A 21,120-nucleotide genomic window follows, 5' to 3' on the forward strand; every position below is an offset into this window, starting at 1 on the left:
CGGCCCCGAATCAAATCCTAATTTTAGTATTATCAAACATAGATCCATATGGGAACAAAACAACCATCAATACTGGTCACCAAAGCCTCCGGAGTTACAGTACCTTTTTCTGCAGAAAAGATCAGGCAATCCCTGAAAAGGTCCGGCGCCCGGCCAGAAGTGATTGATACGGTTCTGGATGAGTTATATCAGCAGGTATATCCCAATATGCCGACCCGTATGATATACAAGACTGCATATGGGTTGCTGAAGAAACTGTCGAAACCTTCAGCCGGAAGATACCAGTTGAAACAGGCCATATTTGAACTTGGGCCATCAGGATTTCCCTTTGAACAATACGTAGCCGAGCTATTCCGGCAGGAAGGTTTCACGGCAACAACCAACCAGATACTGGAAGGACATTGTGTTAAACATGAGGTAGATATACTGGCGGTTAAAAACAATATCACCAATATCATGGAATGCAAATATCATCAGCAGCGGGGAACTTTCTGTGATGTAAAGATCCCGCTTTATGTTGAATCGAGATTCAGGGATATAGAACGGCAATGGAAAAGCACGCATGAAAAAAAACAACAACACTGCGAGGCATGGCTGATTACCAATACCCGCTTCTCAACGGACGCCGTGCAATACGCACAATGTATGGGATTACATCTCATGTCATGGGACTTTCCCGCAGGGAAAAGCCTGAAGGATATCATTGACAAGGCAGGTTTATATCCGGTTACCTGTCTTACTACACTCAGCCGGAGCGAAAAATGCAGGTTACTGGAGAGAGGAATTATACTGTGCAAAACTTTAGCGGAACATGCATCATACCTGGAAGAAGCAGGGATAGCCGCGCCCAGGAGAGATCTGGCGATAGCTGAAGCCCAGCATCTCTGCCAAGAACTTACAAAACCGGAAATGGCTTAAACAGTCACCGGAACAGATAACTATTAAAACTACCAATATGAAAAACATGGTAAAAAAAATCCCCGAAGCGCTGTCTGAACTGCTGGAGATTAAAGGGATCAGTACCACCAATGTTATGGCTATACATGAACAACTGGGCATAAATAACATCAATGAATGTAACACCGCTGTCGCATCAGGACAGCTGGCCAACATAAAAGGATTAACTGCAGGAAAGGTAGAAAATATCAGGCGGGCCCTGAAACTCGCCAAAGATACCCGCGTTCAGTTATGGGACGCGCTGCTGGCTGCTGAAGAAATACTGAGAGCCGTAAAGCAATTCCCTGAAGTAGAAAAGGCTGCACTCACCGGCAGCCTGAGAAGAAAAAAAGACACCATCGGCGATATCGATATGGTGCTACAGGTAAAAGCGCCGCTCAGGAAACATTTAATATACAAAATCAGCAGGCTTCCTTCTGTAACAAGGATCATTGCAGCTGGCAGGGAAAGGGTGAGCATCCTTTTACAGAATCATATGCAGGTGGATATCCGGCTGGCTGACCAGAAAAATTATGCCGCCGCTCTTTTATACTATACCGGGCCGGTATGGCATAATAAATGGCTTGAAAACCAGGCCAGGGAAAAAGGCTTCCTGTTTAGTCCCAATGGGTTGTCGGACCTGCAAACAGGAAAACTTATAGCCGTGGACACCGAAGAAGATATTTACGGACAACTGCAAATGACATGTCCGGATCCTGAATTAAGAGAAGACGAAACAAATATTACTACAGCGGCAAAACATTCCCTGTTTTCCCTGGTCACATTCGGCCAGATAAAAGGGGATATGCAGATCCACAGCAACTGGAGCGATGGCGAAGAGAGCTTTGAACGCATTGCCCATTATGTATTGCATGTTTTTCCACACTACCAGTACATCGTAGTTACAGACCACGCATCTGATGAAAAAACAATAGGTTCACTGCAACCGGAAAATTTCGCCGGGCAATCCGCTGAAATAGACCGGGTTAATCAATACCTGGGCTTTAACTTTATAAAGAAAGGTATAGAAACAGATATCCTGGAAGATGGCCGTTTAAGTCTCACAGATGAGCAGCTTAAGCAGTTCGACTGGGTAATTGCCTCCATCCATAGCGGCTTCTCTCACGACAACACAGACAGGATCATAAAAGCCTGCGAAAACCCGTATGTGCATTGTATAGGGCATCCCAGCGGCCGGTTGATTGGCGCCCGGAAACCCTCACCGGTTAACTGGAACCTCATTTTTGAACGGGCCGCTGCCACCGGTACAGCTATGGAAATCAATGCACGCCCAAACCGCCTGGATCTCAATGATGAACTGGTTAAAACGGCGATAAAAAATAATGTAAAACTGGTGATTGATACAGATGCACATACCCTGCCTCACTTCGATTTTATGCAACTGGGAGTATGGGTGGCAAGAAGAGCTGCCTGTGGTAAGCATGATATCCTGAACACCGGAAGCTGGGAAGAAATTGAGAAATTCAAAAAGAATAAAGTACAACTCCTGAAAAAAGGCTGATCAGTACCTGTTATAAACATCTTCATAAAACCTGATCTCGCCCATATTATCCGGCCAGGCTGTATTGTACAATACAAAAACCAGCGCAGGTATTTTCACCGGCAGCACAACTGGTTTCTGATCCGCCTGCGGCCCGCTTTTAATAAGATTATCCATTGTTTGAGCATTGGCCTCATCCAGTAATAAACGTGCCAGCGAAGCCGCTTCTTCTACCCTGATGCAGCCATGACTGAAAAACCGCTGCTTCAGCATAAACAGGTTTTTGCCAGGCGTATCATGCAGGTACACCGTAAACGGACTATAAAAATTCAGCTTTACAATGCCCAGGGAGTTATCGCAACCGGTATTCTGACGGATAACATAAGGAAAATTGCCGGCACTGAGAGATTGCCAGTTAATATCAGCGGCATTTACTATCCTGCCCTTCTTGTCCAGTATTTCAAACTGGTTGTCTTCAAGATAGCTGCGATCCAGTTTTATCCGGGGGAGTAATTCCCTGGTGGCAATTCTGTGAGGAACCATCCAATAGGGATATAATACCACCTCAGTAATACGGCTTGCCAATGTAGGCGTTGGTGTGCTCTTCTTTCCGGTAATAACCCTGGAATATAATACTGGTTTATTATCCTGGAACAATTGCAGCCCGGTGGATGGGATATTGACCACCACGCTTGTATATGGCCGGTAGCTGTACAACCAACGGATATGATTCAATGCAACTTTCAATTCCCTGATGCGGGAAACAAACGGAACATTCAGTGCACGCAAAAAACCGCTGCGCAATACCCCGTCACTCAATACATTGAACTTTCCCTGCGCTTTTATGATGCTCTCCTGCAGCCGGCCGGCCTCTATACTGTCCCCGAATCCTAACTGCCCTAACCTTTTAATCAGGGCAATATTGGTGGTATCTGCTTTCAGCGATACCACAGGCGTCTCTGCAAAACCACTATCTGAAAGTGCAGTATAAAAATAAGTGAGGGTCTTCTTAACCGCCGCATAAGCGGCGGCCTCCGGTTCAATATGTTGAAGGAAAAAAGAAAAACTGTCGGTCAGCAAACAATCCGCCAGCAAACGGGCCATCTCAGGCCGTTTGTCCGGCAATCCGGCCAAACCATTATATCTTACTGCCGCGCTATTCACCGGTCCGTAGGCAACATCACAAAAGAAACGGATAGCTTGTGCCGTAATACGCCGGTCGGCTGCAACGGCATCGGTATCGGGTAAAGTACGCAGAGTATCCTCCGCCATCGAATATATAAACTGCGACTGATAATCATTCTCTTCTAATCCCAGGAAAGGAGCCTGCTTAAAAAAAACCATCAGCTGCTGTAAAACGGGTTTCCTGCCGGGCGACAACCACACCACCTGTTGTTGCATTCTGCCGTAAAATACAGTCACAGCAGCAGAATCATCCGTCAAATGCAGCGCGCTGGCAGTTGTGAAAAGAGAAAACAACAGCAGCGTTATGAGTGAAATAATATACTTCATCACGCGGCCACCTCACTCAGCTTCCTGACAGCATTGATAATGGCTTCCAGGTGTTCTTTTTTAACGTCATTATAATCTTCCATGGAGATGTCATCCGTTTTATCGCTGGCCAGTTTGGAACCAATGGTCAGTAGCAGCTTGTCTATCCATGAAAGCTTATTAAATTCCAGTTTTCCAGGCAGGAAGAAAGGCACACACCTGCTCCTCAGGGATTCCGATATATTTGTGGTCAGGTAGCCCTCCAGCTTTTCTTTATCTGAAGAAGGCGTTCCTGACACCAGGAAAAGAAACAGGCGTTTACTGATAATTATATCCCCATGCTCTTTCAGCCATTTACGCAGCTGTAGTTTACCAATGTAAATACTGGAACCGAGGATAATGCAATCTGCATCTGCCAGTTGCTGCGCGGTTTCCGAACCAGCCGGAATAACCGGCCATCCCAACATACTTCCCAGCCACAGCGCATACTGACGGGTAGCGCCATATTTGCCTTTGTAAATAATAAGACCTTTCATGATCGGCTCATTTTAAGGATGAGTAATGAATACAGGTATATTCACTGTACGCAGAATGTTATCAGCATCGCTGCGATGAAAAAAACGGGAAACACCACTCCTGCCGTACGCGCCGTAAGTAACAATACAGTCTTTCCGGTGAATCAGTAATGCCAGGAACTCCGTTGCCGGCTCACCATTCAGGATAATGTACTCCACTGTGTCATAATGCATATCCAGGTATTCCCGGAGTTGGGGTTCCCAGGGCATTACCTTGTTATTATTCTCCGCTACATACACCACTTTCACCGGCATATCAGCATATCCCGGGAAAAGCTCGGTGAACTGCCTGATGGCATACATGGAAGAAAAAGTGCCATTATAGGAAAATATAATCTCTTTAACCGGCGACATCACTTCCGGCAAAACCATCACCGGGCACTCTGCTTCTGCCAGCAAATCTTTTACAAACCGGGGAGGGTCTGTATCGTATAATGTAGCAAATGACGTGCTGTTACCAATCAGTAAAAGATCAGCAAACCTGCTTTCTTCCACTACTTTCTCTGCCGGTACTCCTGCAGTTTCCCGGACCTTAATATCCACATTACTGCCATCACAGATTTCATGTAGTTGTTTCAGGTTTTTATCCCGCTGGAATTCCAACGCGGCCCTGCTCTCAGCAGTAATCTGTTCATAATTGTAGGCATAACCTCCCGGGTACATGGTGCCCATTGGTGTCAGCTCACTTACAATATCATCCAGGCATACCACCGTTAAAGGACTTTCTGCCTCTCTGGCTATATACTTAAACGCTTCTACCTGTTCGTCTGAAAAGTGAAGCGCATCTATTGCAGCAATAATCTTTTTCATAGTGATTATAGTTTTAAACAATTAATAATGAGTGATAAAAACAGGCTGCGTCACCAGTTTTACTACCAGCGTAGCCGGGTTAGGAACAAATGCGGTGGACAAAACACTCCGTCCGTAAGCTCCCATTACAATAAATACTTTTTCTTTGCTGAACATAAATTCCAATAAACGGGTGCTAACGCTTTCATCTTCCACCACCTGGATCTCCGTGTTATTGTAGTGCGTATCCAGCCATTCCCGCAGCCTTGCTTCGTCGCCTTTAATGGGTTTACCGGTTTCTGTTACACTCAGCACGGTTGCCTTACATGTTCCAAGCTGAGGGAACAGGTTCGTGAACTGTTTCATCGCAAATACTGATGAGCAGCTACCGTTGTAAGTGAAGATAATTTCGTCAACTCCGTCAAAATCTTCCGGCGCTATCACCACCGGGCATTCCGATTTCTCCAGTACCTCCTTTACAAATGTTGTTGGAATGCTTTCCGGTCTCCATGAAAATGACGTAGCAGCATCCAATACTATCAGGTCGGCATAACGGCTTTCCTTTACCACTTCCGTAACCGGCATACCTGCATCCAGGTGTACCAGGCAGTTCACGCCATTCGACTCACAGATATTTTTGAACCGGTCTATATTTTTATCTCTGAAGAGATTTTTCTGATCTTCCAATTCAATTCCCGGAACTGGTTTTCCGACCGCAATTTCCCGGATATCCTCCGCCGATCTCAATTCCAATACCTGGTTTTCAAGAAACACACCTGTAAGTTTTGAATGCGTGAGATTACAGAGATAACAGGCAAATTCAAGGCTAGGTCCGTTAAAGCTTACCGCATCTGTTACAAATAATATTTTTTTCATAACACTATTTTTTCAGGATTTAAAACCCGGTCAGATGGGCTGGCCGGGCCTTGCAGATCAGCATCTATTTAACAGCTATCTGGACGCTTTTACCATTCTTTTTTGCATCCTCATTTTTGGGAAGCTTCAATTTTAACACCCCTTCTTCATAATGTGCTTCAATTTTCTCTTTACTGATACTTTCAGGGAGATTAAAGCTGCGGGAAAAACTGCTGTAATTATATTCCCGTCTGCTGTATTTCTCATTCTTTTCTTCCTTTTCATTTTCTGTTTCCGCGCTTACAGTAAGCACATTGCCCTCCAGGTTAATCCTGAAATCTTCCTTTTTCATACCGGGAGCAGCAACGGACAGATTGTAACTCTCTTTGTCTTCACTCACGTTCACTGCCGGAACAGTTAGCTCCGCTAAAGACCGGCCACCATTAAAATCAGTAGTCCATTCCCGCCACGGTTTAAAGAAATCATCAAATAATGATGGGAAAAGTGTGCTGCGTTTGGTTAGTGCTTGAGATGACATAAAATACCTCCTTGTTTTTGGTTAATAATTTTATGCTAAACTATCGCGTACCGGGGCATGAAAAAATGATCAATCTCAATAGAGATCCTGATTGTAATCATACCTGCCCCGTTGTGTCCATAATCATACTACAGGCTGACCGCAATCATAGTTGCCGGGAGTCTTCCGGGTTAACTTTAAGAAAAAAAACTATGGAAAAAATACTATTGGTGGTATGCGGCGCTACTCCTACCCTCAGCGCAATAAACTTCGCCTGTTACCTGTCCGACATTACGCGGTCAAGGCTCACCGGGCTCTTTTTTGAAAAAGATACATACGCAGATAAACCGGAAATAAAAAAAGTTTACGGAATGCCCTATGTGGAAAGTATTACATCCCGTGATCTCCCGGAATACGGCAGAAAAACCAGAAAAGCAGAGGACCATATCCGGCTGTTCGAAGAAACATGTGATGAAAAGGGAATAGCGGCGTATTCGAAATATATTAATGGACCGGCACTGGAAGACATTATAGAAGAAAGCAGGTTTGCAGACCTGATCATCGCAGATGCAGCAGTTTCCGATATTTCAAAAATCCAGGAAGCGCCCTCTCCCTTTCTCCAGAAACTTCTTATTTCCGCTCAGTGTCCGGTAATTATCGCCCCGTCCTCCTTTACACCAATAGAAGAAATTGTATTTTGTTACGATGGCAGCCCATCCGCGGTATTTGCCATGAAGCAATTAACTTATACTTTACCTGAACTTGGTGAAGCCAGGGCCACTGTAGTGCAAATTAAAGAAGAAGAAATTAAGGGTGATGAAAAGAAAAGGATAACCAACTGGCTCAGCAAACACTTTGAGTATGCAGATATCACTACCATAAAAGGCGGCTCAGAAAAAGCGCTGTTCGACTACCTGCTCAGGAAACAACATGCACTGGTAGTAATGGGCGCCTATGGCAGAAATATGGTATCAAGATTATTCAGACACAGTCATGCAGATCTTCTCATTAAAACGCTGGCATATCCCGTTTTCATCACCCATTATTAAAATCATTAAAAAGTAGATTTATGCAACGCGTACTTCACCTTCCGTCAATACATCATGTATCTGCCTATGTGGAAAAGATACTGTCCTGGGCGGTAGCCCTGCTGCTTCCTGTTGCAACATACACTTTGCTTATCAGGCTGGCCGTTTATTTTATGGAACTGCTGTATGAAATATTCATCCGGTATCAATACTAAGGCAGGCGCTGTCAGGCCCTGCCCTTACATTTCCATTACTCCCTGCGTGCCACCCAGTATTACTTCGCAGCTAACCAGTTTCCCCTTCCGTATCACTTTCAGGTGTATTTTATCACCAGGGTGATGCAGTACCAATGTTTGCTGGATATCTCCAACACTTCGTATCTCTCCGTTGTCAATTTCTTTAATGATATCCTCTACCTGGATACCTCCTTTTGCAGCGGCGCCCTTGTCCACCAGTTTATACACCAACACACCCGGCATACCAGGTGTGTTGGAAATATATACACCCAGCGAAGCGCGTATAGCCCGTCCGTTGCGCAATAAATCATTGCATACTTTTTTTACCACTTCCACCGGTATGGCAAAAGAATAACCTGCAAAATTTCCTGTTGGCGTAAGTATACCGACATTTATACCGATAAGCCTGCCATTGATGTCTACCAATGCACCACCGCTATTGCCGCTGTTCATTACTGCATCTGTTTGTATAAAAGAAGACAACTGGCCCTGCTCCTCCTGGCTGGTAAAAATCCTTGATTTGGCGCTCACTATTCCGGCAGTAACGGTGGAATTCATGCCCATCGGGCTTCCGATAGCCAGTACCCAATCTCCCACTGCCACAGAATCCATATTGCCAAAGCGTATAAAAGGCAATGACTGCTCACTGATTTTCAGCAGCGCTATATCTGTAAGAGAATCCATTCCTATTATACGCGCTTTGAAAGAGCGCCTGTTTGCCAACACCACTTCCAGGCTTTCTGCCCGATTGGCAACGTGGTAATTGGTTACCACATAGCCGTCGGGTGTTATAATCACGCCTGAAGCGCTTCCTGTTACAGGTCCCTGTTCAAGAACAGCCGGAGACATACCGGGATGATCCTCCCTGGCCCGGAAACCGTATTCTTCCAGTCCTTTAAAACCTGGTTCATAGGTGGCAATAATATGTACCACTCCAGGTATAGCCCTGGCGGCAGCATACCGGAAACTGGTATTGATACCGGTTGGTTTTGGCAAATTGAAGTCAACCTGTTCATTTTGTATCAGCTGCCTTTCTTCCAGCGAAACAAATGGCATCCCCGGAGAAGTAATGATCATTGGTTTCTCCTGGGCCATACAATTGGCGGCATAAAAATAACAGCATAAAAACCAGGCGAATAACAGGGGGGACTTTTTCATACTTCTTTTTTTAAGCGTTAAAAGTAATGTACCCATTCAGCCCTGGTAATGACATTCGTCACCCTTCCTGATGATGCTGATCAAAGTAACCGGAAGATTGATAATAATCATATACCCGGCTAATCATAGTCATGAATAAACATACGCCACCTTAATACATTTGGGATATATCTGAATTTATTTCACTCATGCAAATCACTGAAAAAAAACAACCGCTGTTTAACAAACTGGTGTTGGATCATACAGGACAACCCGACTGCCGGGAGTTGCTGCTGGTCAGTGATAACGGTACATATGCAGCAACCACTTTGTGCGGGTATAACAGCAGAAAGTATCACGGAATGCTTGTAACGCCGCAGCCACAGCTGGGTGAAGACAACCACGTGTTGTTATCCTCCCTGGACGAGTCGGTGCTAAAAGATGGTCAAACCTGGCAGTTAAATACACATTGCTACCCGGATACATATTATCCTGACGGATTCCGTCATATTCATACATTCGGTAACAACATTATTCCAACCTGGACCTACAGATTTGGTAACATGGTGCTGGTGAAAGAATGGCTGTTTCTTACAATGGACAATACCTTATATGTTAAGTATACATTGCAGGAGGCCGATTCAGCTATCACGCTCCAGCTGATGCCTTTACTGGCATTCAGGAATATGCATGCCCTCACGCATCACAATAACCAGGTAAACGGTACTATTACCCCGGTTACAAACGGATGCTCTATCCAATTATATCCTGGTTACACACCGCTTTACCTGCAAACTTCAGTCAATGGAAAATTCATTCCAGCGGCCAACTGGTACTATAACTTTACTTACCCGGAAGAACAAAAAAGAGGATATGAATACCTGGAAGATCTGTATACACCAGGCTATTTTGAACTGAAACTGGAAGCCGGTCAATCCGTTTTCTTTGCTGCAGGGGTAAAAGCAGCCAATATGGAAAGGATACCAATACGGGTCACCAACTTGCTGAGAGAACAAAAAACACCGGTAACCATATGTGATTATCTGAGGAACAGTGCCCACCGGTTTATCATCAGAAAAGATAAACGAACTATTATCAAAGCCGGGTATTACTGGTTTGGCTCCTGGGGAAGGGACACCTGTATATCACTTCCCGGGCTAACCTTACTGACCGGAGATGTATACTACTTCAGGAAAATAGCGGACACTTTGCTGGAAGACATGAAAGACGGCGTAATCCCTAACACCGGCAGTGGTACCCATGCCACTTACAATACGGCTGATGCTTCCCTCTGGCTGGTTTGGGCCATGCAGCAATTTGTGCGGTACTATATAAACGGAGAAAAACTCTGGGAGATCTATGGATCTTCTCTCACCAGTATACTGGAACACTACAGGCAAGGTACCCTGTTTGGCATCAGGATGGAGGAAGATGGATTAATACATGCCGGAGAAGAAGGATATGCCCTCACCTGGATGGACGCAATAGTAGATAATCAACCGGTTACCCCCCGCAGCGGAAAAGCGGTAGAAATAAATGCCCTCTGGTACAACGCCGTTTGTTTCTGTCTGCAGGTTGCCACAGAAGCCGGTGATAAAAACTTTGTAAAAGAGTGGGCCGCTTATCCCGAAAAAATCAGGACCTCTTTTGTAAACTGTTTCTGGAATCCCGAAAAAAAATACCTGGCCGATTGCGTCAATGGTTCATACCTGGATTGGTCCGTACGTCCCAATCAATTATTTGCGGTTTCACTTCCTTTCTCTCCGCTGACGGAAGAACAGCAAAAGGCGGTGATGGATAAAGTAAAAGAAGAACTCCTCACGCCAAGAGGGCTGCGAACCTTATCCCCGCATGATACGTGTTATCTGGGGCATTATGGCGGTGATCAATCCACCCGCGACAGGGCCTATCACCAGGGCACTGTTTGGCCGTGGATGCTGGGTCATTTTGCGGAAGGATACCTGAAGGTATACGGGCAGGAAGGACGCTGGCTGCTGGAAGAAATATACGAGGGCCTGGCGCCGGCCCTTGCCGAAAGCTGCCTTTATACAATGGCAGAAGTATTTGACGGCGACTTCCCTCACCGGGCTGGCGGCGCCGTTTCCCAGGCATGGAGTGTAGCAGAACTTTTACGGTTCAGGAATATATTAAATAATCATAAACAGTAAATATATTTTATATGCAGGTGCTAATGTTTGGCTGGGAATTTCCACCACATATTTCCGGAGGATTAGGTACGGCATGTCTTGGTATAGCAACCGGACTGTCAGCTAATAACGTGAAGGTACTGTTTGTGGTACCCAAAAAACATGGCAATGAAGATGCCGGGGAAATTAAAGTAGTTGGCGCCGGCGATGTAGAAATTCCATTGCCTTATGCACATACAGAAAAATTACAGGAAACATTCTCCTACTTTGAAGTGAATAGCCCGGTGGTGCCCTATCACAGCCCGGAAACATTTGCTGTATCGGCCCAAACATCCACTGTTGAAAGTAAGCAAACCAGTCATGGGCCAATAATGCGATACCCTTTTACAGGAGGCTATGGAAAAAACCTGATGAAAGAAGTATGGCAATACGCTTTAACAGCTGCTGCTATTGCCACCCAACATAATTTTGATGTGATCCATGTGCACGACTGGCTCGCCTTCCCCGCCGGTATCATGGCCAGCGCAGCAAGTGGAAAACCATTGGTGGTACATGTTCACGCCACTGAATTTGACCGCTCAGGAAGCAATATCAATATGCAGGTGTATGAAACCGAACGCCTGGGGATGCTGAAAGCCGACAAAGTTATCGCGGTAAGTGAACTGACAAGAAAGGTTATCATCGATCGCTACTCCATTCCTCCTGAAAAAGTGGTGACTATTCATAACGCAGTGTTACCGGTCGCTGAAAAACATAAGAGCCTACCGTCAAAACCCTTCAATGAAAAGGTCATCACCTTTGCTGGCAGAATTACCTATCAGAAAGGACCGGCTTATTTCATTGAGGCCGCAGCTAAGATATTGAGAGTAGATAAGTCGTTCCGCTTCGTGATGGCCGGAAGCGGAGATATGTTAAAAGCGATGATTTCATATGCAGCCCAGCTGCGTATTTCACGCTACTTTCATTTTCCCGGTTTCCTCAAAGGCGCAGAACTGGAAAAATTACTGGCTATCAGTGACGTATTTGTAATGCCTTCGGTTTCAGAACCATTCGGCATTATCCCGCTGGAAGCCATCAGGGCCGGCGTGCCCGTTATTATTTCGAGGCAATCAGGTGTCCAGGAAGTATTACAGTATGCATTGAAAATAGATAGCCCGGATACTTCCGATATGGCCAATTGTATACATGCACTGGCCAGCTACAAGGGTATACATCGCTTACTGAAACGTGAAAGTACACAGGAACTGAACGCTCTTAACTGGGAAAAACAAGCGTACCATATTAAAAAAGTATATGAACATCTCACTTCTACTTATTAATTTAATCATTATTCTCTATGAAAAATATCTGTCTTTATTTCCAGGTACACCAGCCCTTCCGGCTAAACAGGTTTTCATTTATGGATATAGGCAACGGAGTGCCCTATTACGATGAAATGTTAAACAGTGAAATACTCAGGCAGGTATCACTGCAATCCTATTTACCGGCCAACCGCGCATTGATGAAACTAATAAAGGCAGGTAACCGGCAGCTTCATGTAAACTTTTCCATTTCAGGTACAGCATTGGATCAATTTGAAAGGTATATGCCCGAACTGATTGAAAGCTTCCGGGCGCTCGCGGATACAGGCTGCGTGGAATTTATGTCCGACACTTACAGCCATTCACTTGCTGCATTAAAAAGCAGTGAGGAATTTAATCTCCAGGTAAAAAAACATACCGCCAGAGTAGCTGCTTTATTTGGAAAAACACCCCGGGTATTTCGTAACACAGAACAGATCTACAATAACAAAATCGCTGATATGGCAGCAGCGATGGGTTTTGTTGCCACACTCACCAATGGTGCTTCCCTGGAAAATAAAATTATCAACCTGTTCATAGATTACCAGACCTTTGGCAAATTTCATGAACATGCAGACGTGATAAGCACTTTTGCCCAATACTTACCCAATGAAATATTGCTGCAAAACAATCATCTGCTGCGACCGGAAGGTGTAACAAAACTATTGCCGGCAGTAGCTTCCCTTATGAGGCCGCAAATCACCATCCCGCAGGAAGAAAATTATGATCTGCGTCCCTGGCTGAACAATGATATGCAACAGGATGCCTTCGATACCTTGTACGCACTCGGAAAAAAAGTGCGCGCCACTGACGATGACCAGCTGAAGCAGGACTGGTCATACCTCCAAAGCGCTGATCATTTCTATTATATGGGCATCCAGGATCCCGGGAATTCCCTGAGTCCTTTTGATAGTCCTTTTGATGCCTTCATTAATTACATGAATGTGCTGACAGATTTCTCCCTGCGCACAGACAACTCTCTGGAAAAGAAAAAAATCACTCCTCATGGGCGATATACGCTGGAAGCCGGATTATATATTTGAGGTAAGCTGGGAAGTATGCAATAAAGTGGGTGGTATACACACCGTATTGGCAACCAAGGCGCGCTTACTGGAGGAGCAATGGGGCAACCGGCTGATTATGATCGGCCCCGACCTGCCTGCCGGGATTACCGGCAACCCGGAATTTACAGAAGACAAAAACCTGTTTCCTACCTGGAAAAAACATATGCAAAAAACCGGGATGAGAGTACGAACAGGCAGGTGGAATATTGCCGGGAATCCATTGGTTATCCTTGTAGACTTTACTCCTTTTTTCCAGCAGAAGAATGAGATTTTTACACATTTCTGGACAAAGTACCGTTTAGATTCCCTGTCCGGTCAATGGGACTATATAGAACCCGCCATGTTTGGATACGCAGCGGGTAAGATTATAGAAGGATTTTACTACTGCCATCTCAACGCTACAGATCATATTATTGCCCAGTTCCATGAATGGATGACGGGTACAGGAATTTTATACCTCGAAGAAAACATTCCCCAGATAGCCACTGTATTTACCACACATGCCACTGTATGCGGCCGGGCAATAGCCGGCAGCGGCATGCCCTTTTATACCGGCTTTGAGAGCTTTAATGCAGAACAGTCTGCCAGGGACTTCCATATCATCTCCAAACATTCCCTGGAAAAAATTGCAGCCCATACGGCCGATTGCTTCACATGCGTAAGCAGCTTCACGGCAAAAGAATGCGAAAAATTTCTTGGTAAATATCCCGACTTTATTACGCCAAACGGGTTTGATGCGGATATAGTGCCCGGTCCTCTATTGTATAACACAAGGCGCGCCAAAGCAAGAAGTATTTTATTAAATGTGGCCACTGCTCTTTTCGGTCAGCAACAACCGGAAGATACGCTGCTGGTTATCAAAAGCGGCAGATATGAATACAGGAATAAAGGGATTAACACTTTTATTGACGCCATTTCACTCGTAAATAAATCAAAAGAAATAAAACGGAACATCCTGGCATTTATTTTTGTTCCTGCCAATCATACCGGTCCCCGTAAAATATTGCAGGATAACTTATTACTGCAAACGCCGCCTGTTTCCCGGACCGGGGAAATACTGACGCATAATTTGCTGGGAGCCGACACAGACCCTATATTAAATCATATCCGGCAACAGCAACTGGACAATGCACCGGCCAATCATGTAAAGATTATTTATGCACCTGTTTACCTCAACGGGGCAGATGGAATATTTAACCTCAGCTACTATGATACGCTTATCGGCTTCGACCTGGCGATATTCCCCTCCTATTATGAGCCCTGGGGTTATACTCCGCTGGAAAGCGCCGCATTTCATATTCCGGCTGTTTCTACCAACATTTCAGGATTTGGCAGTGCAGTGAGTAAATTGCCCGGGGTTAACGGCAAAGGGATATTTATAATAGAGAGAAATGATAATAATGAACGCGAAGCCGCAGCCGGCATCGCCGGAATTATCAGCAATTATGCCGCACACACAGCATCTTCTGTAGCTGCTGCCAGGGAGGACGCCGCTCATATAGCAGAACAGTTCCTTTGGGATCATCTTCTTATTTATTACTACCGGGCTTACGACCTTGCGCTGCAGAAAAGTACTCAGCGGGAACAACTCTTCTGCAATAAGCCCCAGGCGTCTCCGGCCGAAGTAACCGCTCAGGCCATGCCGGAATCAACACCTGTATGGAGAGAGATAAATGTGCAACCGGTATTACCAACTCCCCTGCAACCATTACAGGACATCAGCCGAAACCTCTGGTGGTCGTGGAATCCGGAGGCACGCGCACTATACGCATACGCCGGTAATAACGAATGGGACCGGTGCAAACAAAATCCGCGCCTCTTACTGAAAACGATCAGCCCCGGCAATCTCCTCAGGCTTGAAAAAGACACTGCTTTCCTGGGAATGCAGCAAACAATATCAGATGCCTATCAAAAGTATATGCAGCCCTCTGATAAACAGTTGCCGCTAATAGCATATTTCTGTATGGAATATGGCCTGCATACGGATCTGAAATTTTATGCAGGAGGACTGGGGGTGCTGGCCGGCGATTATATCAAGGCTGCAAGCGATAACGGGTTGAACATGGTGGCAGCCGGACTCCTGTATAAGCGCGGGTACTTTAAACAAAAAATATCCCCCGCCGGCGGGCAACTGGCCATACCGGATATAACGGAAACGGAAAATCTGCCGGTTTTCCCTGCGCAAAATAATCAGGGTGAAGCGGTAAGTATTGAACTGGCCTTCCCCGGCCGCATTATACATGCTGCCGTCTGGAAGGTAGATGTGGGACGTATCACCCTGTACCTGCTGGATACAGACCTGGCAGCCAATAATGAGGACGACCGGCTGATATCAGCGCAGCTATACAGCAGTGATCCTGAAATGAGATTGAAACAGGAGATCCTGCTTGGCATAGGTGGTGTGAAAATGCTGAATGCGTTGGGCATTCAACCTGATCTGTATCACATCAACGAAGGCCACGCAGCATTTACTGTCCTGGAACGGATACGTAGCATCATGCAGCAATGTCATCTGAGCTTTGACGAAGCGATGGAGATTGTTAAATGCACCACCCAGTTCACTACACATACTGCCGTGGCGGCGGCAAAGGATGTTTTCGATGAAATATTACTCAGAACATATCTGTCTTACCTGGCGAAAGATTTTAACATCGACTGGAATATCCTGATGAAACTTGGCAGCGCGGAAGAAGAACACTCCTCCGGAGGATTTTCCATGTTACACTTCGCAGCCAATCTTTCACAGGAAATAAATGCAGTAAGCAAACAGCACCGCGGGATATCCTGCAACATACTGAATCCCCTGTGGAAGCATTTCAAACCCGATGAACTGCATATCACCAGCATCACCAATGGCATACACCTGCCTACCTGGATGGCTCCTGCCTGGCAGCCTTATTATAAAGATATCATGGCTGACAAAACGTATCAGATCCCCGATAACACGATATGGAACATACGGAAAAAACTGAAGAGGGATATGTGGCAGGGCATTATCAACAGACAACCAACAGCTCCCGCGCTTTATGAAATTATTAAAAAAAATGATTTCCTGGGGGAAGATATAACCCGGGATACGTTGGTGATTGGCTTTGCAAGACGGTTCGCTTCCTACAAAAGAGCCTGGTTGCTGTTTACCGATATAAAACGGTTGGCTGCCATCGTCAACAATACCCAATATCCGGTGTTAATTATTCTTGCCGGCAAAGCTCATCCCAATGACGCGGATGGCATTGCGCTGTTAAAAAAAGTGATAACGGCATCACAGATGCCGGCATTAAACGGGCGCATTTTGTTCCTGGAAGACTATGATATGGAATTGGCGGCATTGCTGACACAAGGAGTGGATGTATGGCTAAACACACCGGAACATAACATGGAAGCTTCCGGTACCAGCGGTATGAAAGCCGTTTGCAACGGCGTTCTCCATTGCAGCCCGAAGGAAGGCTGGTGGGCAGAGGCAAACCGTGAAAATGCAGGATGGACATTGGAAATCAGCAGCCATCCGGAACAGGATGCTTACCGCGATCAATGCGATGCAGCCGTAGTATACGATCTGCTGGAAAAGGAAATTATACCGCTTTTCTTTGAACGCAATACCGAAGGATTGCCTGAAAAATGGATTAATATGATTAGAAAAGGCTTATCCGGTATAACACCGCAATTTGACATGAATCGCGCCATCAATGAATATAACCGCAGTTACGGGCAATTATACAACAGGAGTAAACTTTTACTGGCAGCAGACTGTAAAAACACCAGGGACCTGGTAGCCTGGAAAAAAAGAGTCCGCAGCACATGGCAGGAAATACATGTAATGACAATCGAAGAACCTCAGGGAAGTTATCACCTGCAATCCCCCGGGGAAACTTTCCGGGCAAGGATAAACCTTTCTATCGGAACTTTACATGCAGATGAAATCGGTTTGGAAGTCGTTTTCTATACCAAAGAACAACCAGACAATTACATAACTGTACAGGAGTTAACGGTTGAAGCAGTCGACCATAACAGGATTACTTATTCCTGCCAGATACAGCTGCCGTTTTCCGGTGCTGCTGTTTATGGCTTCAGAATTTTCCCCAGGCATCCGCTGCTGCCTAACCGGCAGGACTTTCCGTTGATGACCTGGATTTAATCATTATAAAACAGACTTTATGTTAGGCAAATTAAACTTAGATCAGATTGACCAGGTACTGGCCAAAAATGTAACAGGCCGCATCGGATGTACCGATGGGCAAAAAGTATATATAGTGCCTGTTAGTTATGCTTTCAATAATGCCTACCTGGTAATACACTCCAGGGAAGGGATGAAAATTGATATGATGCGGCAGCACCCGCATGTTTGTTTTCAGGTGGATGAAATTACCGATATGGCAAACTGGCGCAGTGTTGTTTTATGGGGAGATTATGAAGAGATAACAGATCCGAAGGAAAGATTTTACGCCATGAAGTTCCTTGTAAGCCGGCTGGCACATCTGCAGGTAAGCGAAACCGCAGGAGTATCCGACATGCATGAGGAAATAGCAACGGAAAGAATGCCTGAAAATATTATCCGGCCTATTGTTTACCGGATAAGGATTACTGAAAAAACCGGCAGGTTTGAAAGCATCTGATCTGCCTGCCGGTCAACTATTTTAAATTAAAACGGGTAACGCATTTTTGTTATTGATGCCATATTCATCTTCCGCTTTCCGGATATTGGCAATTCCTTTCAGTAAAGCATCGGGGTTAAAAGAAACACTGGTGATGCCCTGTGTCACGAGAAAAGCCGCAAAATCAGGGAGGTCACTAGGCGCCTGACCACAAAGTCCGATACGCACGCCCGCTTTTTTTGCAGCAGTTATCATCATACTGATCATCATCCGCGCAGCAGCATCCTCTTCACTGAAAAGATCGGATACCAGCGCCGAATCCCTGTCTATTCCCAGGGTAAGTTGTGTGAGGTCATTTGAACCGATGGAGAATCCGTCAAATATATCAGCAAAGGCAGCGGCCTGCAATACATTGGAAGGTATTTCCGCCATTACATAAACTTCCAGACCGTTTTCTCCCTGCCGTAAACCAAACGACTCCATTACATTCAGCACCTTCCTGCCCTCTTCCACTGTACGACAAAAAGGTATCATCACCTTCACATTTGTTAATCCCATCTCCTCTCTTACCATCTTTATAGCGGCACATTCCAGCCCGAATCCTTCTTTATACAAAGGATGATAATACCGGGAAGCGCCCCGGAACCCAAGCATAGGGTTTTCTTCCAACGGCTCAAACTCTTTTCCTCCCAGCAGTTGCGCATACTCATTGGTTTTAAAATCACTCATCCGCACAATTACATCTTTGGGGTAAAAGGCAGCAGCAATAGTGGCAATACCTTGCGAAAGCTTATCGACAAAGAACTTCTTCTTATCAGGATAAAGTAAAGTTTTTTCGGTTATCGCCGACCACGCGGCTTTATCCTTTAGTTCATCATATTTCACCAGGGCCATCGGATGAATACCTATTGCATGCGTAATAATAAATTCCATTCTCAGCAAGCCTACTCCATCGTTGGGATAAAACGACAACTGGAAGGCCTTATCGGGGTCGCTGATAATCAAACATGCCTCTGTACTTTCCGGCAACGCTATATTTCCAGGATCCATTTCTATTACTTCAAATGGCAATGCTCCTTCATATACGTACCCTATTTTTCCCTCACTGCAGGATACCGTAATTGCAGCGCCGTCCCTGATCTTCTGCGTGGCATCCGTTGCACCAACAATAGCCGGTACTCCCAGCTCCCTGGCCACTATGGAGGCATGACTGGTTCTTCCGCCGGTATTGGTTACAATAGCAGCCACTTTTTTCAGTACAGGATCCCAGTCCGGACTGGTATTGTCAGTCACCACAATATCACCAGGCTGGAGTTCCCCGATATCGGCAGGCGATTGCAATACACGGGCTATGCCGGTAGCCATTTTTTCACCGATAGCTTCTCCTGTTACAAGACAATTTCCCTTCTCCCGCAACTTATAGATTTTCAGCTGCTGCGGCTTCTTCGCTGTATGGATCGTTTCCGGGCGGGCCTGCAATATGAATAATTCCCCGGTAACAGCATCCCTGGCCCACTCTATGTCCATCGGGCAATTATAATGCTCTTCTATCTGCATCGCCCAGCGGGCCAGCTGCAATACTTCCGGATCAGATAACACGTAACGCTGCCGGTCTTCCAGCAGTGTCTCCGTATTCACCGTACTTTCTTCAGCATTGGGATCATCGGAAAAACAAAGCGTTTTAGCTTTATCCCCCAACTTCCTTTGTATGATAGCCTGTTTCCCCTCTAATAACGTTGGCTTGAAAACATAAAATTCATCCGGCGCCACGGTTCCCTGCACAATATTTTCTCCCAATCCCCAAATACCGGATATCAGGACTACATCCCGGAAACCCGATTCCGGCTCCAGCGTAAATCCAACCCCCGAACAGGATCCATTGGTGCGCACCATCAGTTGTATCCCTACAGAAAGGGCTACTTTGCTGTGCTCGAAGCCGTTATCTTCCCGGTACTTAATGGCCCTGTCGGTATACAGAGAGGCGAAGCAGCGGCGTACTGCTTTTAATAGCGCCTGCTCTCCCCTGATATTCAGGTACGACTCATGCTGCCCCGCAAAACTGGCCTCTGGCATGTCTTCCGCTGTTGCGCTGCTCCGGACAGCCACTGCTACCGGAGCCCCTTTGCCAAGCACGTTGTAGGCTCTTAAAATCTCTCTTTCCACTTCCGCTGGTATCGTTCCTTCCAGTATGAGTTTACGGCAGGCAGCCCCTGTTTCTGCCAGATTTGAAAATGTTTCCCGGTCCAGTTGCTGCATCAGCTGTAACAACGATTGCCGTATACCATTAATATCAAGGTACATCCAGAAGGCAGCAGCTGTTGTGGCAAATCCTTCCGGCACTTTAATTCCCTTTCCGGTAAGGGTAACGGTCATTTCACCGAGCGAAGCGTTCTTACCGCCTACAATCGCTGTATCAGTGATCCTGATAGCTGAGAAGTTCCTGATAATATCGTTCATAAGTTTGTTTTTAACCAGTAAATACTATTCTTCTTCCATTTCATCCGGCAGCCGGAATCGCTGCCGTTCTACCGGCCGGCCGGCGATATTCAATTCTTCCAGTGTCCAGTTATCAGTGGTGGTGGTTTCCAGCCACAAGTCGCCACACCTGCGCAGGATCTGCGCACTCAAACCAAACTCGTGGCTGAAGTCGTGTTCCACTGCTGCCGCCCGCCGGTAATAGCTAACGTCCAGCCATCCGGAATTATGTATCATCCTGATCTTATCGATAGGCGTTTCAGGCGGCACCGCTTCCTCCTTAGGTGAGCATTCCCCCGTTCTGTGCGGGTTGCGGTAAAATGCCAGCCTGAGATAGGGGTAAAATTCCCTGAACCTCTTTTGTATATCCCCTACCACAGCTTCTTCACTAATATAGATATCCATGATAAAAAGTTTATGTTACTACAATATTAGCC

17 protein-coding genes are annotated in these 21,120 nt (G+C 45.8%); 9 read left to right on the forward strand and 8 right to left on the reverse strand.

Annotation, left to right across the window (positions count from 1 at the left end; genetic code table 11):
• The first annotated feature begins 48 nt into the window (after positions 1-48).
• Both B5Z18_RS05160 and B5Z18_RS05165 read left to right on the forward strand, forming a co-directional pair.
• The gene (locus tag B5Z18_RS05160; protein WP_079468316.1) at positions 49-918 is read left to right on the forward strand and encodes a restriction endonuclease; all 870 of its coding nucleotides are present in this window, start codon (positions 49-51) and stop codon (positions 916-918) included.
• A 37-nt stretch (positions 919-955) separates the two neighbouring features.
• Positions 956-2,458: a hypothetical protein gene (locus tag B5Z18_RS05165; protein ID WP_079468317.1), complete on the forward strand. Its 1,503-nt coding sequence runs from the start codon at positions 956-958 to the stop codon at positions 2,456-2,458.
• On the opposite strand, the gene B5Z18_RS05170 is transcribed toward B5Z18_RS05165, so the two are convergent.
• The 5 genes from B5Z18_RS05170 to B5Z18_RS05190 form a co-directional block, all read right to left on the reverse strand.
• Complete coding sequence (locus tag B5Z18_RS05170) at positions 2,459-3,949, reverse strand: L,D-transpeptidase family protein (protein WP_079468318.1); 1,491 nt, start codon at positions 3,947-3,949, stop codon at positions 2,459-2,461.
• On the reverse strand, positions 3,949-4,464 hold the full coding sequence (locus B5Z18_RS05175) for a flavodoxin domain-containing protein (protein WP_079468319.1): 516 nt from the start codon (positions 4,462-4,464) through the stop codon (positions 3,949-3,951). The genes B5Z18_RS05170 and B5Z18_RS05175 overlap by 1 nt, the downstream gene beginning before the upstream one ends.
• Before the next feature lie 12 nt (positions 4,465-4,476).
• Positions 4,477-5,313, reverse strand: coding sequence for a universal stress protein (locus tag B5Z18_RS05180; RefSeq protein WP_079468320.1), 837 nt, complete (start codon positions 5,311-5,313; stop codon positions 4,477-4,479).
• Between the two features lie 21 nt (positions 5,314-5,334).
• Positions 5,335-6,168 carry a hypothetical protein gene (locus B5Z18_RS05185; RefSeq protein WP_079468321.1) on the reverse strand — a complete coding sequence of 278 codons (834 nt, stop codon included), beginning with the start codon at positions 6,166-6,168 and terminating at the stop codon, positions 5,335-5,337.
• 64 nt (positions 6,169-6,232) lie between these two features.
• Positions 6,233-6,685, reverse strand: coding sequence for an Hsp20/alpha crystallin family protein (locus B5Z18_RS05190; RefSeq protein WP_079468322.1), 453 nt, complete (start codon positions 6,683-6,685; stop codon positions 6,233-6,235).
• A 191-nt stretch (positions 6,686-6,876) separates the two neighbouring features.
• Between B5Z18_RS05190 and B5Z18_RS05195 the strand changes: the two genes are divergently transcribed.
• Both B5Z18_RS05195 and B5Z18_RS32445 read left to right on the forward strand, forming a co-directional pair.
• Entirely contained in the window at positions 6,877-7,713 is an 837-nt protein-coding gene (locus B5Z18_RS05195) for a universal stress protein (RefSeq protein WP_079468323.1), read from the forward strand.
• Between the two features lie 20 nt (positions 7,714-7,733).
• Positions 7,734-7,907 carry a hypothetical protein gene (locus B5Z18_RS32445; protein WP_159454200.1) on the forward strand — a complete coding sequence of 58 codons (174 nt, stop codon included), beginning with the start codon at positions 7,734-7,736 and terminating at the stop codon, positions 7,905-7,907.
• A 24-nt stretch (positions 7,908-7,931) separates the two neighbouring features.
• Here B5Z18_RS32445 and B5Z18_RS05200 read toward each other — a convergent pair whose 3' ends face one another.
• On the reverse strand, positions 7,932-9,086 hold the full coding sequence (locus B5Z18_RS05200; protein WP_159454201.1) for a S1C family serine protease: 1,155 nt from the start codon (positions 9,084-9,086) through the stop codon (positions 7,932-7,934).
• 188 nt (positions 9,087-9,274) lie between these two features.
• Here B5Z18_RS05200 and B5Z18_RS05205 point away from each other — a divergent pair, with 188 nt between their 5' ends.
• Genes B5Z18_RS05205 through B5Z18_RS05225 form a run of 5 tightly spaced genes read left to right on the forward strand, consistent with a single transcriptional unit; the run spans position 9,275 to position 18,229 of the window.
• Positions 9,275-11,233: an amylo-alpha-1,6-glucosidase gene (locus B5Z18_RS05205; protein ID WP_079468325.1), complete on the forward strand. Its 1,959-nt coding sequence runs from the start codon at positions 9,275-9,277 to the stop codon at positions 11,231-11,233.
• 11 nt (positions 11,234-11,244) lie between these two features.
• Positions 11,245-12,531, forward strand: coding sequence for a glycosyltransferase family 4 protein (locus tag B5Z18_RS05210; RefSeq protein ID WP_079468326.1), 1,287 nt, complete (start codon positions 11,245-11,247; stop codon positions 12,529-12,531).
• 17 nt (positions 12,532-12,548) lie between these two features.
• On the forward strand, positions 12,549-13,595 hold the full coding sequence (locus B5Z18_RS05215) for a polysaccharide deacetylase family protein (protein WP_079468327.1): 1,047 nt from the start codon (positions 12,549-12,551) through the stop codon (positions 13,593-13,595).
• Entirely contained in the window at positions 13,558-17,751 is a 4,194-nt protein-coding gene (gene glgP, locus B5Z18_RS05220; RefSeq protein ID WP_079468328.1) for an alpha-glucan family phosphorylase, read from the forward strand. The genes B5Z18_RS05215 and glgP overlap by 38 nt, the downstream gene beginning before the upstream one ends.
• A gap of 19 nt (positions 17,752-17,770) precedes the next feature.
• Entirely contained in the window at positions 17,771-18,229 is a 459-nt protein-coding gene (locus B5Z18_RS05225) for a pyridoxamine 5'-phosphate oxidase family protein (protein WP_079468329.1), read from the forward strand.
• Between the two features lie 21 nt (positions 18,230-18,250).
• Here B5Z18_RS05225 and ppsA read toward each other — a convergent pair whose 3' ends face one another.
• Both ppsA and B5Z18_RS05235 read right to left on the reverse strand, forming a co-directional pair.
• Positions 18,251-20,665 (reverse strand): phosphoenolpyruvate synthase, encoded by a 2,415-nt coding sequence (gene ppsA / locus B5Z18_RS05230; protein ID WP_079468330.1) that lies wholly within the window; start codon positions 20,663-20,665, stop codon positions 18,251-18,253.
• Between the two features lie 24 nt (positions 20,666-20,689).
• Positions 20,690-21,088, reverse strand: a complete 399-nt coding sequence (locus tag B5Z18_RS05235; protein WP_079468331.1) for a hypothetical protein — start codon at positions 21,086-21,088, stop codon at positions 20,690-20,692.
• Positions 21,089-21,120: the final 32 nt, after the last annotated feature.

This window comes from Chitinophaga ginsengisegetis (assembly GCF_900168065.1).
GTDB classification, from domain to species: Bacteria; Bacteroidota; Bacteroidia; order Chitinophagales; family Chitinophagaceae; genus Chitinophaga; species Chitinophaga ginsengisegetis.

Bases quoted from the DNA above. Each gene is read 5' to 3' on its own strand.
- B5Z18_RS05210 (WP_079468326.1), top strand. From the start codon at position 11,245: ATGCAGGTGCTAATGTTTGGCTGGGAATTTCCACCACATATTTCCGGA.
- B5Z18_RS05205 (WP_079468325.1), top strand. From the start codon at position 9,275: ATGCAAATCACTGAAAAAAAACAACCGCTGTTTAACAAACTGGTGTTG.
- B5Z18_RS05170 (WP_079468318.1), bottom strand. From the start codon at position 3,949: ATGAAGTATATTATTTCACTCATAACGCTGCTGTTGTTTTCTCTTTTC.
- B5Z18_RS05175 (WP_079468319.1), bottom strand. From the start codon at position 4,464: ATGAAAGGTCTTATTATTTACAAAGGCAAATATGGCGCTACCCGTCAG.
- B5Z18_RS05185 (WP_079468321.1), bottom strand. From the start codon at position 6,168: ATGAAAAAAATATTATTTGTAACAGATGCGGTAAGCTTTAACGGACCT.
- B5Z18_RS05225 (WP_079468329.1), top strand. From the start codon at position 17,771: ATGTTAGGCAAATTAAACTTAGATCAGATTGACCAGGTACTGGCCAAA.
- B5Z18_RS05180 (WP_079468320.1), bottom strand. From the start codon at position 5,313: ATGAAAAAGATTATTGCTGCAATAGATGCGCTTCACTTTTCAGACGAA.
- B5Z18_RS32445 (WP_159454200.1), top strand. From the start codon at position 7,734: ATGCAACGCGTACTTCACCTTCCGTCAATACATCATGTATCTGCCTAT.
- B5Z18_RS05195 (WP_079468323.1), top strand. From the start codon at position 6,877: ATGGAAAAAATACTATTGGTGGTATGCGGCGCTACTCCTACCCTCAGC.
- ppsA (WP_079468330.1), bottom strand. From the start codon at position 20,665: ATGAACGATATTATCAGGAACTTCTCAGCTATCAGGATCACTGATACA.
- B5Z18_RS05165 (WP_079468317.1), top strand. From the start codon at position 956: ATGAAAAACATGGTAAAAAAAATCCCCGAAGCGCTGTCTGAACTGCTG.
- B5Z18_RS05160 (WP_079468316.1), top strand. From the start codon at position 49: ATGGGAACAAAACAACCATCAATACTGGTCACCAAAGCCTCCGGAGTT.
- B5Z18_RS05235 (WP_079468331.1), bottom strand. From the start codon at position 21,088: ATGGATATCTATATTAGTGAAGAAGCTGTGGTAGGGGATATACAAAAG.
- B5Z18_RS05190 (WP_079468322.1), bottom strand. From the start codon at position 6,685: ATGTCATCTCAAGCACTAACCAAACGCAGCACACTTTTCCCATCATTA.
- B5Z18_RS05215 (WP_079468327.1), top strand. From the start codon at position 12,549: ATGAAAAATATCTGTCTTTATTTCCAGGTACACCAGCCCTTCCGGCTA.
- glgP (WP_079468328.1), top strand. From the start codon at position 13,558: ATGGGCGATATACGCTGGAAGCCGGATTATATATTTGAGGTAAGCTGG.
- B5Z18_RS05200 (WP_159454201.1), bottom strand. From the start codon at position 9,086: ATGAAAAAGTCCCCCCTGTTATTCGCCTGGTTTTTATGCTGTTATTTT.